General features: G+C 56.3%; 12 protein-coding genes. 1 reads left to right on the top strand and 11 read right to left on the bottom strand.

Annotated elements, in window-relative coordinates; translation table 11 throughout:
• Nucleotides 1-36 precede the first annotated feature (36 nt).
• Complete coding sequence (gene rlmD / locus MARLIPOL_RS13650) at nt 37-1,377, bottom strand: 23S rRNA (uracil(1939)-C(5))-methyltransferase RlmD (protein ID WP_012138792.1); 1,341 nt, start codon at nt 1,375-1,377, stop codon at nt 37-39.
• 21 nt (nt 1,378-1,398) lie between these two features.
• A complete protein-coding gene (gene cysM, locus MARLIPOL_RS13655; RefSeq protein ID WP_012138793.1) occupies nt 1,399-2,292 on the bottom strand; it encodes a cysteine synthase CysM in 894 nt (297 codons plus the stop codon).
• A gap of 261 nt (nt 2,293-2,553) precedes the next feature.
• Here cysM and MARLIPOL_RS13660 point away from each other — a divergent pair, with 261 nt between their 5' ends.
• Nucleotides 2,554-5,448, top strand: coding sequence for an ATP-binding protein (locus MARLIPOL_RS13660; protein WP_012138794.1), 2,895 nt, complete (start codon nt 2,554-2,556; stop codon nt 5,446-5,448).
• Between the two features lie 6 nt (nt 5,449-5,454).
• Here MARLIPOL_RS13660 and pdxJ read toward each other — a convergent pair whose 3' ends face one another.
• From pdxJ to MARLIPOL_RS13705, 9 genes are all read right to left on the bottom strand, one after another.
• Nucleotides 5,455-6,195, bottom strand: coding sequence for a pyridoxine 5'-phosphate synthase (pdxJ, locus tag MARLIPOL_RS13665; RefSeq protein WP_012138795.1), 741 nt, complete (start codon nt 6,193-6,195; stop codon nt 5,455-5,457).
• The gene (gene recO / locus MARLIPOL_RS13670) at nt 6,185-6,913 is read right to left on the bottom strand and encodes a DNA repair protein RecO (RefSeq protein ID WP_012138796.1); all 729 of its coding nucleotides are present in this window, start codon (nt 6,911-6,913) and stop codon (nt 6,185-6,187) included. The genes pdxJ and recO overlap by 11 nt, the downstream gene beginning before the upstream one ends.
• Before the next feature lie 7 nt (nt 6,914-6,920).
• Complete coding sequence (era, locus tag MARLIPOL_RS13675; protein WP_012138797.1) at nt 6,921-7,838, bottom strand: GTPase Era; 918 nt, start codon at nt 7,836-7,838, stop codon at nt 6,921-6,923.
• Nucleotides 7,838-8,527, bottom strand: a complete 690-nt coding sequence (rnc, locus tag MARLIPOL_RS13680; protein WP_012138799.1) for a ribonuclease III — start codon at nt 8,525-8,527, stop codon at nt 7,838-7,840. The genes era and rnc overlap by 1 nt, the downstream gene beginning before the upstream one ends.
• The gene (locus MARLIPOL_RS13685) at nt 8,524-8,913 is read right to left on the bottom strand and encodes a DUF4845 domain-containing protein (RefSeq protein WP_012138800.1); all 390 of its coding nucleotides are present in this window, start codon (nt 8,911-8,913) and stop codon (nt 8,524-8,526) included. The genes rnc and MARLIPOL_RS13685 overlap by 4 nt, the downstream gene beginning before the upstream one ends.
• Nucleotides 8,914-8,934: 21 nt before the next feature.
• Entirely contained in the window at nt 8,935-9,723 is a 789-nt protein-coding gene (gene lepB, locus MARLIPOL_RS13690) for a signal peptidase I (RefSeq protein ID WP_012138801.1), read from the bottom strand.
• A gap of 11 nt (nt 9,724-9,734) precedes the next feature.
• Nucleotides 9,735-11,537 (bottom strand): translation elongation factor 4, encoded by a 1,803-nt coding sequence (gene lepA / locus MARLIPOL_RS13695; RefSeq protein WP_012138802.1) that lies wholly within the window; start codon nt 11,535-11,537, stop codon nt 9,735-9,737.
• Between the two features lie 104 nt (nt 11,538-11,641).
• Entirely contained in the window at nt 11,642-14,368 is a 2,727-nt protein-coding gene (locus MARLIPOL_RS13700; protein ID WP_012138803.1) for a bifunctional diguanylate cyclase/phosphodiesterase, read from the bottom strand.
• Between the two features lie 109 nt (nt 14,369-14,477).
• A complete protein-coding gene (locus MARLIPOL_RS13705) occupies nt 14,478-15,953 on the bottom strand; it encodes a DegQ family serine endoprotease (RefSeq protein WP_012138804.1) in 1,476 nt (491 codons plus the stop codon).
• Between the last annotated feature and the right edge of the window lie 49 nt (nt 15,954-16,002).

Consider the following 16,002-nt stretch of genomic DNA (forward strand, 5'->3'; position numbering starts at 1 on the left):
ATTCACCCGGCCATCCCTGACCGGCTGGTTAATCTGTCACTGATCGTCACGCTCAAACAGCGCAATGGACTCCACATGGGTGGTGTGCGGAAACATGTCCATCACTCCCGCCCTCACCAGGCGGTAACCGTTGCGCACCATCACACCCGCGTCCCTGGCCAGCGTGGCGGGGTTACAGGAAACATACACAATACGTTTCGCGCCAAACGCTGTCAGGTATTCACACACTTCCTGGGCGCCAGACCGGGGCGGATCTATCAGGATCTTGTCGAACCCTTCACCAGCCCACGGCTGGGATGTGAAATCCGCCTGCAAATCGGCACCGTGGAAAGTGACATTGTTCAAGCCGTTGAGTTCCGCATTTTCCCGACCACGGACTACCATGGCGTCATCGCCTTCAACGCCCACCACCTGCCCTGCCTTACGTGCCAAAGGCAGAGTAAAGTTGCCAAGGCCACAGAACAGGTCCAGTACCCGTTCGTTCGGCTGGATATCCAGCCATTCCACTGCCCTGTGTACCATGGTGCCATTGATGCCTGCATTGACCTGGGTAAAGTCCATGGGATGAAACTTCATGGTCAGGTCAAATTCTTCAAGACGGTACCCCAGACGCTCCTCGCCATCTTCGGGCCAGATCCGATGGACGGTATCCGGTCCTTTCGGCTGCAGGTAAATATGCAAATCATGGGCCTGGCCAAACGCAATCAAGGCAGCCCGGTCTGAATCACTGAGTTCGTCCATGTTACGGAACACCATCACAGCGGCATCGTCGCCACAGGCGACTTCCACTTGGGCAATGCGACTGTAGGCATCCAGCTTGTACAGCATGTCACGCAGCGGTGAAATACGCTCTCCAATTCGCGGATCCAGCACTGCGCAGCGGCCAATATCCGTCAGGAAGCTGTTACGTTTTTCACGGAAGCCCACCAGCACGGAATCCCTGGCCTGGACATAACGAACGCCGAGACGTGCCTTGCGACGATAGCCCAGCGTTTCCGGCGACAACATCGGCGCCACCCATTCTTCGGGCTCGATGCCCCCGAAATGGGCAAAGTTTTCCCGGAGTGTGTCTTCCTTGAACTGGATCTGGGCATCGGGCCCCATATGCTGGAGGCTACAACCACCGCACAGATCCGCGTACTCGCAGGGAGGAGTCACCCGCGCGGGAGCAGCCTCCAGTACCTCGAGCGTTCGCAGTTCATCGAACTTGCTACGGGAACCGACAACTTTCGCCATCACGGTCTCGCCGGGCAAGGCACCATCAACAAACTGGGTCTTGCCGTCCTGACGGGCGATACCCCGGCCATCGTGACTCAGGGTTTCAACTACACAATGGACAGGCTCTTTCGGAAGCGCCTTCCTGCGTCTTCTGCTCATACTGAAATCTCTTGCTGCGGTTCAGGCGCCCGGAAAGACGCCAGTAGAAAGGTAGCGGTCGCCACGATCACAGATAATGGCCACGATCACGGCGTTTTCAACCTGCTTCGACAGTTGCAGGGCCGCGGCAATCGAGCCACCAGAAGAAACACCGCAAAAAATGCCTTCCTCTCGGGCCAGGGCCCGCATGGTGTCTTCTGCTTCCTGCTGACCAATGTCCAGTACCTGGTCGACCCGGCTGGCCTCATAGATTTTCGGAAGATAAGCCTCCGGCCAGCGACGAATACCGGGAATAGACGCCCCCTCCTTCGGCTGCAGTCCAATGATACGGACATCGGGATTGCGCTCCTTCAGGTACCGGGATACTCCCATAATAGTACCGGTGGTCCCCATGGAACTGACAAAGTGGGTCACCCGCCCGCCGGTCTGTTCCCAGATCTCAGGGCCGGTGGTGCGATAGTGAGCCAGCGGGTTGTCGGCATTGCTGAACTGATCCAGTACCTTGCCTTTACCCTCTGCCTCCATTTGCAGGGCCAGGTCTCGGGCTGTTTCCATACCCTCTTCCTTCGACACCGTGACAATTTCCGCACCATAGGCCCGCATGGATGCCCGACGTTCTTCGCTCATGTTCTCTGGCATGATCAGCACCATCCGGTAACCCTTGATGGCTGCAGCCATGGCCAGGGCGATACCGGTATTGCCACTGGTGGCCTCGATCAGCGTATCACCCGGACGGATTTCGCCCCGGCGCTCAGCTTCCTGAATCATGCTCACGGCCGGGCGATCCTTGACCGATCCGGCCGGGTTATTGCCTTCGAGCTTGGCGAGAATCACATTGCTGGTTTCGCCCGGCAGGCGCTGTAAACGCACCAGCGGTGTATGCCCGACATAGTCTTCTATGGTGGGAAAATTCATATGGGAACCTTTCTCAAATCTGCCGTTTCCCGGCATGCCAGACAACCAAGCTGACAATCGCCTGTGGTACACTTCCGGATTCGCATGATACGCGTTATAGCCGTCGTCTCCCAATACAGCTTCTCGCTATATCCATGACCGGTGGCTATATCCGGGACAAAACCGGGCGGGCAGTACGGCACCGGGTTTCCGGATCATCTATTCTGACAGGGAAGTAAAGCCAGACTATCTGGCTGGCAACGATAACATCAGGAACACGATATGCGGCGTTGGGGCATTCGCAAAAAAGTACTGGTGGTGACGCTGGTCCCCACCCTTCTGACCACAATTTTACTCGGGCTGTTCTTTACCTACAGCTGGGTCAACAATATTGAAAGTCTGCTACAGGATCGTGGTCAGTCCCTGTCGCGACAGCTGGCAGCAGGGTCCGAATATGGCCTGTTTACTGCCAACCGAAGCCTGCTGAACAGCCTGTCCAACGCCCTCCTGGAGGAACAGGACGTGCGCTCCATCACTTTTTTCAATGGTGAGCGCAAGCGACTCCTGCATACCGGGCCGGGAAGCGCAGATGCCATTTCCCCTAATGATCTCGCAGCAGAGGGCCCCTGGCGCATATTCCGCGGTGACAGCACACTGTTTGTCACCCCCGTATTCCTTCAGGACCTGATGATCGAGAGCATGCTGGACCAGGGTGCCGGACAACCTGTCAACGGCGTACAAGAGCCCTTGGGTTGGGCTGCGGTTGAGATGTCCCATATCCGCACGGAAAAGGAAACCTATAAAGCCCTGCTGATCTCATTGATACTGGTGCTCGGTGGCGTCATTCTCAGCCTCATCATCGCCATGCGCCTCAGTCGCGCCTTTACCGATCCGGTCTTCGAACTGAACGAAGCGGTAGCCAAGCTCAAGGAAGGCAAACTGGATACCCGCGTATACACCTCTGCCGGCCCGGAGTTCGAACAGCTGGAATCCGGCCTCAACGCCATGGCGGAGGAGCTGAGCATGGCGCAGGCGGAAATGCAGCAGAACATTGACCAGGCCACCGAGGATTTGAGAGAAACCCTGGAGACCATCGAAATTCAGAACATCGAACTGGATTTCGCCCGCAAGGAAGCACTGGAGGCCAGCCGGATCAAATCCGAATTCCTCGCCAACATGTCCCATGAAATACGTACACCACTGAACGGCATTATTGGCTTCACCGAATTGCTGATGAAGAGCCCACTGCCGCGACAGCAAAGGGACCACCTGAGCACGATCCGAAAATCCTCGGAAATTCTGCTGACTATCATCAATGACATCCTGGATTTCTCAAAAATTGAGGCCGGCAAACTGATCCTCGACCGGGTTCCATTCCAGCTCCGGGACATCGTTGAGGATGTCATGGTGATGCTGGCGCCTGCAGCCCACGGCAAAAATCTCGACCTGGTGCCTCTGGTCTATAATGACGTGCCCGACAACATCATGGGTGATCCCTTGCGGGTCAAGCAGGTCATTACCAATCTGGTCAACAATGCCATCAAGTTTACACAGACTGGTGAAGTGGTCCTCCGCGCTAGCCTTGAAGACGAGGATCAGGAAAACAACAAGGTGACCCTGCGCATCAGCATAACCGATTCCGGGGTTGGCCTTTCCCGGGCGCAGCAACAATCCCTGTTCAATGCCTTCAACCAGGCGGATGCCTCCACTGCCCGCCAATATGGCGGGACCGGGCTCGGCCTGGCCATATCCAAGCGACTGGTGGAAGAAATGGGGGGCAAGATCGGCCTGCAAAGCGAGCTTGGCAAGGGGTCCACATTCTGGTTCACGCTGACCTCCGAACTGTCCAGCTCTGGCGATACAAGCGCCCCCCAGGATACCCTCCGCGGAGAGCGTGTCATTTACCTGGAACATCAGAAGACCACCGGCCTGGCGGTGGAGCATATGCTGAAAGAATGGGGAATGACGGTGGATGTGGTCGCTTCTCCCGGTGCCATGCAGGAACAGGTGGAAGAAGCCCAGAGAAGCCAAGCCGGCTATGCCCTCGCCATTATTGGCATTACCCGGCACCTGCTGAACTCCAGCCAGTACTGTGCCCTGGCACGCAACCTGGAACTGGAGCGCGACTGCCGTACACTGCTGCTGACACCAACCCTCGACACCCACGATACCCCCCTGTCCGGACTGGCCAGCGGGCACATTACGAAGCCGGTGTGCCGTAATGCCCTGTATGACGAATTACTGTTACTGGTTCACGGTATCAATGACAGACAACAACCGCTGCACGAACAGCAGGCCATGCCTTTCTGGCAACCGACTGGCACCGTCCCGAGGGTGCTGGCAGTAGACGACAACGAGGCCAACCTGAAACTGGTCATGACCTTGCTGAACGACTGCCAGGTCAACGCGGAAGGCGCTTCCAGTGGTTTTGAAGCCATCAGCAAGGCTCGCAACAATCCCTTTGACCTGGTCTTTATGGATCTCCAGATGCCAGGTATGGATGGTGTCGAGACCACGGCACGATTGCGCGCCATGGATAACAAGACTCATCGCACCCCGGTTATTGCGCTCACTGCCCACGCTCTCGCTGATGAGCAGGATCGGCTGGCTCGCCAGGGATTCGACGGTTATCTCGCAAAACCGATCAGCAGCGGCCAGTTGGTTGAAACGATCCGGGAATACACTGGCTATTCCTGCGAGATCTCACCACAACCCCATCCCATCCGGGTGCCTGAGATCAGGGATACCAGTAAGGCGCTGAGGCCATCAACCCGCAAGCTTCAACAGCAATGCGTCAGCGTCGAAGAGAGCATTCAACTGGCGGCTGGCAAGGCGGACCTCGCCGAGGAATTGTTCAGCATGCTTCTGGAACAGTTGTCGTCGGATGCGGACAAGGTTCAGAGCTTCTGGAAAGAAGGCAACCTCGACCCGCTTCTGGACTGCGTACATAAGCTGCACGGGGCAACCCGCTACTGCGGAGTGCCAGAACTGAGAGCGGCGGCAAACCAGTTCGAAACCGCACTCAAGTGCTCGTCATCAGACATGGCCTATCATAAAGATCAGTTGCTGGCGGCAATCGAGAGACTGCAGGTATGGGGCGACCAGACCGACTGGCAGGCGCAGTTCCGCCAGCAATCGGAAACGGGCACCGCCGGATCGGGGAACACCTTGGGCTGAGGACATTTAACTGCCCAGGCGTGCGCTCTCGAGAATGGATTTCATGTCACGCACTGCCTCTTTCAGGCCGGTAAAGACCGCCCGGGCAATAATGGCGTGACCGATGTTGAGCTCGTTAATACCGGGAATAGCCGCGACACGTTCGGTATTGTGATAATGCAGGCCATGGCCCGCATTCACTACAAGACCTTTTTTACGCGCGTAAGCGACTGCATCGGCCAGAACCTTGAACGCAGCTTCAACTGCCTCTGGATCGTCAGCCTCGGCGTATTCCCCGGTATGCAATTCCACCACCGGGGCACCGCAGCGGACAGCGGCGTCTATCTGCACCGGATCCGGATCAATAAACAGTGATACCTCGGTACCAATTTTCGCCAGACGCTCACAGGCCTTGGCCACCCGGGCTTCCTGACCGTCGACGTCCAGTCCACCCTCAGTGGTGAGCTCCTCCCGCTTTTCTGGCACAAGGCACACGCACTCCGGCCGGACCTGTTCCGCAAACGCCAGCATGGCGTCGGTAACAGCCATCTCCAGATTCATTTTAGTCTGCAGAGTCTCCTTGAGCATCAGCACATCGCGGTCCTGAATATGACGGCGATCCTCTCGGGGATGAATGGTAATACCGTCCGCTCCAGCCTCCTCGGCCATCAGGGCCGCCTGCACCGGGTCCGGATAACGGGTACCCCGAGCCTGACGGAGGGTTGCCACGTGATCAATGTTCACACCAAGTAACACTCTAGGATTCATTCGGTTCTCTCCGACCATGACTGAAAAGGCTTCTACTGTGTAGCGGCTTGCCCTGTAACAGGTAGTCCACCAACACTCGCATAACCCGCTTGGCTGTGCGACGGCAATCCGGTGATTCCAGATCGCCGGACGCCAGGGCCATCAGCGTGTCTCCCGACAAGTTTCTTAACCGTACATTTTCGTCCGGGCACAGCAAAATGCCCCGCTCTGGATCATAGCAGTAGCTCTGACCCGCCTCGACCCCGGCTCCGGAATCCGTCGCAATGTCCCAGGCAAAACGGTACCCCAGTGCCTCAGCGAATGAACATTCGAACCGACGCAACACTGGCTCAACATCGTCCGTTTCCGAGAGTTCGGTAATCACTTGAATGTAGGCGGCAAACAGGGAAGGATGAGGATCTGCCGCCGGCAAAACCCTCTGCAGCAACTCATTGATATAGAGTCCACTGTAAAGAGCCGTCGTGCGACTGAGTGACGGCCCGCTACGGACGTCGGTCTGGGTCAGAGTTTTCAGGTTACCGCGCCCGGTCCAATCCAGCATCAGGGGCTGGAATGGCTGCAACTGGGCCTTGAGCGGACTTTTGGCGCTGTTGGCGCCACGAGCGATCAACGACACCCTGCCGGCGTTCAGCGTGAATACGTCGACCTGCAGGCTGGTTTCCCGCCAGAGACGGCGATGGAGGACATACGCCGGCTCCTGCTGCACTGACCCGGCCATACCGTTCTCAGAAATCGTTCATGCCCAGGCTCTTCAGGGCCCGGTCGCTATCAGCCCAACCCCGCTTGACCTTGACCCAAAGACGGAGCATCACCTTACTGTCAAACAGCCTCTCCATGTCGGTACGGGCGTCCTGGCCAATACTGCGCATACGCTCACCCTTGTCGCCAATGATGATTTTCTTCTGGCCTTCCCGTTCAACCAGAATAAGCGCGGAAATATGCAGGGTCTTGCCATCCCGGCGAAACTCTTCTATTTCAACCGCGACGGAATACGGCAGTTCCGCGCCCAGTTGCCGGGTAATTTTCTCCCGGACCATCTCGGCTGCCATAAACCGCTCACTGCGATCGGTCACCTGGTCATCCGGATAGAAATGCACGCTCTGCGGGAGGTAGCGGCCAACGGTTTCTTCCAGCGGCTGCAGGTTCATCTCCTTGAGGGCTGACAGTGGAATGATCTCGGTAAACTCGCGCTTCTTCGAGAGCATGTCCAGATGCGGCAACAACGTTTCACGTTTTTCGATCTTGTCGACCTTGTTGACTGCCAGGATCACCGGACATGTGAGTCTGGACAGTTTTTCAAGAACCAGCTCGTCGGCGGTGGTCCAGGCCATCTGGTCAACCACGAACACCACCACATCCACATCAATGAGTGCCGACGTCGCCGCCTTATTCATGTAGCGGTTCAGCGCTCTGGGTTCTTCCTCGTGCATGCCCGGGGTATCGACATAGATCGCCTGCACCGGCCCCATGGTTTTGATACCCAGAACCTGGTGACGCGTAGTCTGGGGCTTGCGGGAGGTTATGCTCAGTTTCTGGCCAAGTATATGATTCAACAACGTGGACTTGCCCACGTTTGGACGGCCAACAATGGCAACAAAGCCACAACGGCTTTCCGGATCGTCCGGACGGGTAATATCATTCATTAATCGTTCTCCACGCCCAGTTCCTTCAGGGCATTACGGGCGGCCTGCTGCTCGGCAATACGACGACTGCTGCCGACACCGGTCGTTTTACGACCCAAAGACGGCAAAGCGCAGGAAACATGGAAAGTCTGTGCATGGGCCTCTCCATCCACCGAGATAACATCGTATCTCGGCAGCGGGAATTGGCGGGACTGCAGGTATTCCTGGAGCCGGGTTTTCGGATCCTTCTGGGTGTCCTGAAGATCCAGGCTCTTCAGGCGCTGATCAAACCAACGCAGCACTTGCTGCCGGCAGGTATCAAAATCACTGTCGAGGTAGATAGCGCCGATGATGGATTCCACAGCATCGGCGAGAATCGATTCCCGGCGAAATCCACCGCTTTTCAGCTCGCCGGAACCCAGCCTGAGATATTTTCCCAACTCAAATTCACGGCCAATTTCTGCCAGAGTCACACCTTTGACCATACGGGCACGCAAACGGCTCAACTGGCCTTCCCGGGCCTTTTCGAACTGCAGATAAAGGTGTTCAGCTATCACCATGTTAACGATGGAGTCCCCCAGGAACTCCAGCCGTTCATTGTTCTGATTGCCATAACTGCGGTGGGTGAGTGCCAGCAACAGGCGCTCCGGCGCCTTGAACTGATACCCTATTCGACGTTGTAACTGGTCCAGATCCGGTTGCGAACTCACTTGCCCTTCATCTCGTATTCGTGTTTGAAGTGAATAACGGTATCCACATTGCGGAACAGATTGTTACGCACTTCATAGTCCACCTTGATCACCACAAATTCACCATTTTTCTCAACGCTGATCTGTTTGGCATCAAAACCACGGACGTTGTTCACACTCAACCTTTTGTTGATCAGGCTGCGTACCTGAGGAGGTCCCATGGTCGAAAGGCCTTCCGTACCCTCCAGGCCTTCCAGGGCCTCCTGGATGGTAATGTCATCGAGATAGACCGGCCCCAGCTTGATAACCAGTGTCAGCAGGCTGCCAAAAAACAGCACCATCACCAGCATGGTGAGAGCCGAAGCACCGCCCTGACGCCCAATTGAGGAGAAATTATTCTTCTTCATGAAAACTGCACTCCTTGAGAATTAATCAATGCCGCCGACACGATCAAAGGATGGCAGACTGGTGAGCGATTTCCAGTGCATCCAGATGGCAAACGCCTTACCTACAATCAGCTCGTCGGGCACCGTTCCCCAGTAACGACTGTCGTTACTGTTGTCACGATTATCCCCCATTACAAAGTAATGCCCCTGGGGAACTGTCCACTCCCCTTCACCAGAGCCACCAGGGCGCCCCAGGGTCAGGAACAGATCATGATCCGTTGCCCCCAAGGTCTCACGACGGAGTTCCAGAGGTGGCAACCGCGCCACAAACCGGGAGTCCACCTTGTCGCCATTAATAAACAGTTCCTTATTGCGGTAGCGAATATGATCTCCTGGTAACCCGACAACGCGCTTGATGTAGTTGGTATGCCCATCTTCGGGGTAACGGAAGACCATCACATCGCCGCGTTCCGGATCATCAACCTCAAGTATCTTGGTGCCGGCTACGGGCAGACGCATACCATAGGCAAACTTGTTCACCAGGATAAAGTCGCCAACCTCCAGCGTGGGCAGCATGGATCCTGAAGGTATCTGGAAAGGCTCCACCAGGAACGAACGCAGCACCAGGACAATCGCCAACACAGGAAAGAAAGACCGGCTCAGGTCCACCAGGTAGGGCTCTTTGGGGGCCTCAGCTTCACTGTCCTGTGAACTGTCACCGGCAGGAACTGAGGCCATTCTGCGCTTGCGGAGAAACAGCCTGTCTGCCAGCCAGATAAGGCCTGTTGCGAACGTCAATACAACCAGGACCAGGGGAAAATCAATATCCATTCAGGTGCCTTTTATTTGTCCACTTTCAATACGGCAAGGAAAGCTTCCTGAGGCACCTCAACGTTGCCCAGTTGCTTCATGCGTTTTTTACCTTCCTTCTGCTTCTGCAGCAGTTTTTTCTTACGACTCACATCACCACCGTAACACTTGGCGGTTACGTTCTTGCGTAGCGCCTTCACCGTGACCCGCGACACCACCTGATTGCCGATGGCTGCCTGAATGGCTATATCAAACATCTGACGCGGGATCAGTTCCTTCATCTTTTCAATCAGTTGGCGGCCCTTGTAGTGGGCCTGCTCTTTATGGACGATCAGCGCAAGGGCGTCCACCCGCTCGCCATTGATCAAAACATCCAGACGCACCAGATTAGCCGTCTGGAAGCGAGTAAAGTGATAGTCCAGAGACGCGAAACCTCGGCTCGCGGACTTGATGCGATCAAAGAAATCCATCACCACTTCGGCCATGGGCAACTCATAGGTGAGCTGCACCTGAGTCGACATGAAGTGCATGTGCTTCTGGACACCCCGCTTCTCTTCGCACAGGGCGATGACATTACCCAGGTGCTCTTGGGGCACCAGAATGTTGGCCTCAACGATGGGCTCGCGCATTTCCTCAATGGAACCAACATCCGGAAGCCGTGAAGGGTTATCCACCGACAGGGTCTCATTCTGCTTGTTCAGAACCTCATAAATGACCGTCGGAGCCGTGGTAATAAGGTCAATGTCGTATTCCCGCTCCAGCCGTTCCTGGATAATTTCCATGTGGAGCATGCCGAGGAAACCGCAACGGAACCCGAAGCCCAGAGCATCGGAGTTCTCCGGCTCGAAAAACAGCGAGGCATCGTTCAGGGTCAGCTTCTCCAGCGCATCCCGGAAATCGTCATAATCATCCGCACTGACCGGAAACAGTCCCGCATACACCTGGGGTTTCACCTTTTTGAACCCCGGCAGCATGGGGGTTTCCTGGGCAAATTTCTGGTGAACGATCGTGTCCCCTACCGGTGCACCATGAATATCCTTGATGCCCGCTACCACGAAGCCCACATCACCGGCTTCGAGAATATCGGTATCCTTTGGCTTCGGGTTGAAAATACCCACCTTGTCCGCATTCCAGGCCTTGCCTGTGGACTTGATTACTATCTTGTCGCCCTTTTTCAGGGTTCCCTCTGTGACTCGAACCAGGGAGACCACACCGAGGTAATTATCAAACCATGAGTCAATAATCAGTGCCTGCAACGGAGCGCCCCGGTCACCCTTGGGAGGAGGAATCTTCCGGATCAGGTCTTCCAGTACGTCTTCAACGCCCAGCCCACTCTTGGCACTGCAACGCACGGCATCAGACGCCTCAATTCCGATAATATCCTCAATCTCGGCGGCCACACGCTCCGGCTCTGCCTGAGGCAGATCCATTTTATTGAGCACCGGCACCACTTCGAGACCCTGCTCTATGGCGGTATAACAGTTAGCCACGGACTGGGCTTCCACGCCCTGCCCGGCATCCACCACCAGCAGCGCCCCCTCACAGGCGTACAGAGAGCGCGACACTTCGTAGGAAAAATCCACGTGTCCCGGGGTATCGATAAAATTCAGCTTGTATTCCTGACCATCCCGGGCCTTGTAGTTGAGCGTGACGCTCTGGGCCTTGATGGTAATCCCGCGCTCACGCTCGAGGTCCATGGAGTCCAGGACCTGCTCGGCCATTTCACGGTCGGTCAGGCCACCGCAAACCTGGATAAAACGGTCCGCGAGTGTGGATTTACCATGGTCGATGTGGGCGATGATGGAAAAGTTACGAATTCGGCTCAGTTCAGTCACAGACAATGAATACTCATATAAGACGAAGGATTGAGCCCGGAGGGGCCGCTACCGCAGTCCGGGAACGGCGTGATTTTACCGGTTACTAGCCGCCATTGCCATGATCAGGAAATAAGCGGCCGCTCATACTGCCGAATCAGGAAGCCAATCAGGGCATCCTCGTCCAACGGATAGCTGAACAGATTGCCCTGGCACTGGGCGCATCCGGCGGTCTTAAGGAAGCTGAGCTGTTGTGGGGTCTCCACACCCTCGGCCACAACCGTCAGGTGCAGCTTTCTTGCCAGGGCAATCACAGCGGATGCCACATCAGTAGCGCTGACGTTATAGGGGATATCGCGAATAAACCGGTGATCGATTTTAATAACATTCAACGGCAGTTGCTGTAGCGCAACCAGCGAACACGAACCCGTACCAAAGTCGTCGAGAATCAGGCAGACGCCCAGATCATGCAGGGAAACCAGCAAATCCCGCAACATGCGGGGGTCTTCATTAAGCAACTCGGCCGGCATTTCCAGCTCGAGGCGCTCCGGTGACACCCCGGTTTCGGTGATCACTTGTCGCACCATATCCAGAAATCCGGAGTCAGTCAGCTGGCGCACCGAGAGATTGACCGCCATCTTCAGGGACTCGAACCCGGCCCGCTCAAGGGCCTGGACCTGGATACAAGCCTGCCGCAAAGCCAACTCGCCCAGACGAACGATCAAACCGGTTTCTTCGGCGAGCCCGATAAACTGTTGAGCCGACACCAACCCCTTCTCCGGATGGTGCCAACGCAGGAACGCTTCAACGCCAATGACCCGCTCGGTCTCCAGATCCACCTTGGGCTGGTAATGCAACACAAAGCGGTCACCGTCCAGCGCTGTGGCTAACTCTTCCTGCTGCAACAGGCGACGGGCCGCCTGGATATTCATCGCCGGAGTAAAGAACTGGTAGGTATTTCTGCCCATTTCCTTGGCACGGTACATGGCAAGGTCGGCGTACTTCATCAAAGTGCCGGACTCCTCACTGTCGTGCGGAATCATGGTAATACCGATACTGACCGTAATACCCACTTCGTGCTCATTCAATCGGATGCGCTGACACAGGCGCCGCAGGATGGTTTCTGCCACTTTGCCAGCAGCGTCCGGGCTGCTGATACGCGATAGCAATACCACAAACTCGTCACCACCCAGACGAGCAACAGAATCTTCCTCTCTCACACAACCTGTAAGCCACTGAGCAACATGCTTCAGCAGCTCATCCCCGGAATCGTGGCCCAAGGTGTCGTTGATCCGTTTGAACCCGTCGAGATCCAGAAACATCAACGCTGCCGGCTCACCACTGCGGCGACTGCGACGAACCACGTGATTCAGTCGGTCGCGGAACAACTGCCGGTTGGCCAGGCCGGTCAGGGGGTCATAGAATGCCAGGCGGTGCAGCTCTGACTGCGCTGCTTTCAACTGAGTCAGATCACGCAAACTCAATACCACGCCGTTTACACCCGGCACATTCAACATCGCGGTATACGTTCCCTCCATATCCCGCCACTGACCGTCAGCGTCACGAATCCGGGCCCTTATAACCGGCATTTGCTTACCCGGAGCTCCAACGGACTCTTCAAATCCCGCCACTAACTGAGGCCAGTCATCACCATGGACGATTGATTCAAAATCCAGCTCCTGCAGTCTTTCAGGATCAAAGCCCAGTATGTCCTTACTCGAAGGACTCGCGTATTGCGGCTCGCCGCCACCGCTCAGCACCAGGGTGACGTTAGCCGCACCTTCAGTAATAGCGCGGTAGCGGCCCGCGCCCACCTGCGCCAGAATGCGAGAGCGGATCAGCGTGAGGGCGGACAGGAACAGCAGGAAGCTGATAACAATACCGGCGCCCAATACAATCGGTGGCCGGGGATCGGAAGCCAGAAAATCAAAGGCGGGGGTCGAGCGGGTCTGCAACAACCAGTTTCTGCCGCCATGGCGAATGGTCTGGCTCATCTCAAAGCTGAAGTCGTTATCCAGTGACCCCAGATTGGAACCATACATCCGTGTGTCGCGGGAAACCTGATCACCATCGTAAATACGCACGTCGAGGAAAGGCGAGATCAGGCCGACGATACCGTCAAGCAGGTTGTTCATACGAAACGCGCTGAACACGAAGCCTGCCAGCATCATGCGGCGCTCGACACGAAGTTCCGGAACGTCCCCACCCTGATACACGGGGTAATACATCAGGAAACTGGCCTGGTCTTCCGCAACTTCTTCCTGGATCAGGATCACTTTCCCGGTGACTGTTGGCTTCGCTCCATCGCGAGCTTCTTCCATCGCTCTGCGATGGATGGGATCGCTGAAAGCATCATACCCCAGCGCCCTGCGATTACGATCAGTGCCAGGTTCCAGGTACACCATCGGGTAGTAATCCGGCCCGGATCCCAGCGGTGTCACCAGGTAATTGTGAACACCTTCGGCGCGAACGGATGAGATGTGATCCGCCATACTCCGGACACCAATACGTTCCACATAACCGATCCCCTGAATACCCGGGTAGTAACGATCAATGTCGACTTTGTCCACGTACTCCTGCCATTGCTCACGACTCACGCTCCCAGCAACGGCAAACAGGCCAGCGCTACCAGCCAGAACCTGCTCATGATTCAGCAGCCGTTCTTCAATGGCGGTTTTGAGCTGAAGCGACTGTGTACGAAAACGGGCCTCGGTGCGATCCTCAACCAGATGGATCGAAAGCTGCCACAGCAACAACGTGATAGCGATAGAAGCCGCCAGCAAGAGCCAGGCGACCCAGGCATTACGGAAGGTGAGAAGTGTCCTGAGGGGAAGTTCCTTTTTATTCATCATGCGGGCAGGTCCGATCCGTGGCCGACGTTCTTGTTTATCTTTCCAGTGTAACAAAAGCCCCGGGATATGTCCCTGAGTGGACTCCCGGGGCTTTACCGCGCAACGTGGATCAGGGCTTCATTACAAGATAGATGGCTCGCCCCTGACGCACAACACGTACGGACACGGCGCGATCATCCGGCAGAGAAGACACAACGTCACGAAATTCCTCAACGGTCCGTACCGGTTGGCGATGAATCTCGGTGATCACATCCCTCGGACGAATACCTGCGTTCAGCGCAGGCCCCGGGCCAACGTTGGTAACCAGAACACCTGAGTCCAGGTCCATCGAATCGGCAAACTCTGCGGGCAGTGGCTCAACTGCCAAACCCAAGGGGGCAGGCGATGGACCGCCCTGATCAGGACCCGGTGCAACTGCCTGTTCGTTACCCTGCTCCGGGAGCTTGCCAATTTCAACGTCCAGCTCCATCTCCCGGCCTTCGCGGAGCACCGTCAGCGTTGCGGTTTCACCCACGGAAGTACGCCCTACCATCGGCGGCAGATCCGACGACAGCTCTACACTGTCTCCGTCATATTCAAGCACGATATCACCCGCTTCCAGACCCGCGTCTTCGGCCGGCGACCCGCTCATTACCTCGGCGATCAATGCCCCCCTGGGACGCTTGAGCCCGAACGATTCAGCCAGATCACGATTAACCTCCTGAATCAGAACACCCAGCCAGCCACGGGCAACAAAGCCTTTGTCGCGAATCTGATTAAATACATTCATGGCGTCATCAATGGGGATGGCGAAGGAAACGCCCATGAACCCGCCCGAACGGGTATAAATCTGGGAGTTGATGCCAACCACTTCGCCATCAAGGTTGAACAAGGGGCCGCCCGAGTTCCCCGGATTAATGGCCACATCCGTCTGGATAAACGGGACGTAGTTCTCGGTTGGCAACGAGCGACCAAGGGCACTGACTATGCCGGCCGTCACTGTGTAGTCAAAACCGAAGGGAGAACCGATGGCCAGTACCCACTCCCCCACTTCCAGGTTACGGGAGCGACCAATCTTGACGACTGGCAGGTCATCACCGTTCTCAATCTTGAGGACCGCCATATCGGAGCGGGGATCCGTGCCCACCAGGGTCGCCGGCAACTCCCGACGATCGCTCAGGCGTACGACAATCTCGTCGGCCCCTTCAATGACGTGATTATTGGTCAACACGTAACCGTCTTTCGAGACAATAAAGCCAGATCCCATGGACTGTCGGGGCTGGGCGGGGCCAGGACGGTTACCGTAGGGCGATTGCGGGCCCCGGAAAAATTCCTGAAAAAATTCCGGCAACTGCTCCAGTTGGCGCTCGTCAAACGGAGCCCCCGGATAACCGCTCCCACGACGGGACGGCTTGCTCGTGGTACTTATATTGACCACCGCGCTGGAGTTATCTTCCACCAGCTCGGTAAAATCCGGAAGGCTGCGCGCATTGGCTCCCTGGACCCAGAACAAAAACACCAAGAGGCACAGAACGCACACCGTAGCCTTGGACCAGCCACCGGAGGTCGTGACCAGCGTTCTGTACTCCTGTTTTGTTATTAACATCTAGAACCCCCTGCTTATCAGAACTTTACATACATACTGCGATCAGAAC

This window comes from Marinobacter lipolyticus SM19, from assembly GCF_000397065.2.
GTDB lineage: Bacteria > Pseudomonadota > Gammaproteobacteria > Pseudomonadales > Oleiphilaceae > Marinobacter > Marinobacter lipolyticus.

Coding starts and splice junctions, on each gene's coding strand:
- rlmD (WP_012138792.1), bottom strand. CDS start 1,377: ATGAGCAGAAGACGCAGGAAGGCGCTTCCGAAAGAGCCTGTCCATTGT.
- cysM (WP_012138793.1), bottom strand. CDS start 2,292: ATGAATTTTCCCACCATAGAAGACTATGTCGGGCATACACCGCTGGTG.
- MARLIPOL_RS13660 (WP_012138794.1), top strand. CDS start 2,554: ATGCGGCGTTGGGGCATTCGCAAAAAAGTACTGGTGGTGACGCTGGTC.
- pdxJ (WP_012138795.1), bottom strand. CDS start 6,195: ATGAATCCTAGAGTGTTACTTGGTGTGAACATTGATCACGTGGCAACC.
- recO (WP_012138796.1), bottom strand. CDS start 6,913: ATGGCCGGGTCAGTGCAGCAGGAGCCGGCGTATGTCCTCCATCGCCGT.
- era (WP_012138797.1), bottom strand. CDS start 7,838: ATGAATGATATTACCCGTCCGGACGATCCGGAAAGCCGTTGTGGCTTT.
- MARLIPOL_RS13685 (WP_012138800.1), bottom strand. CDS start 8,913: ATGAAGAAGAATAATTTCTCCTCAATTGGGCGTCAGGGCGGTGCTTCG.
- lepB (WP_012138801.1), bottom strand. CDS start 9,723: ATGGATATTGATTTTCCCCTGGTCCTGGTTGTATTGACGTTCGCAACA.
- MARLIPOL_RS13700 (WP_012138803.1), bottom strand. CDS start 14,368: ATGATGAATAAAAAGGAACTTCCCCTCAGGACACTTCTCACCTTCCGT.
- MARLIPOL_RS13705 (WP_012138804.1), bottom strand. CDS start 15,953: ATGTTAATAACAAAACAGGAGTACAGAACGCTGGTCACGACCTCCGGT.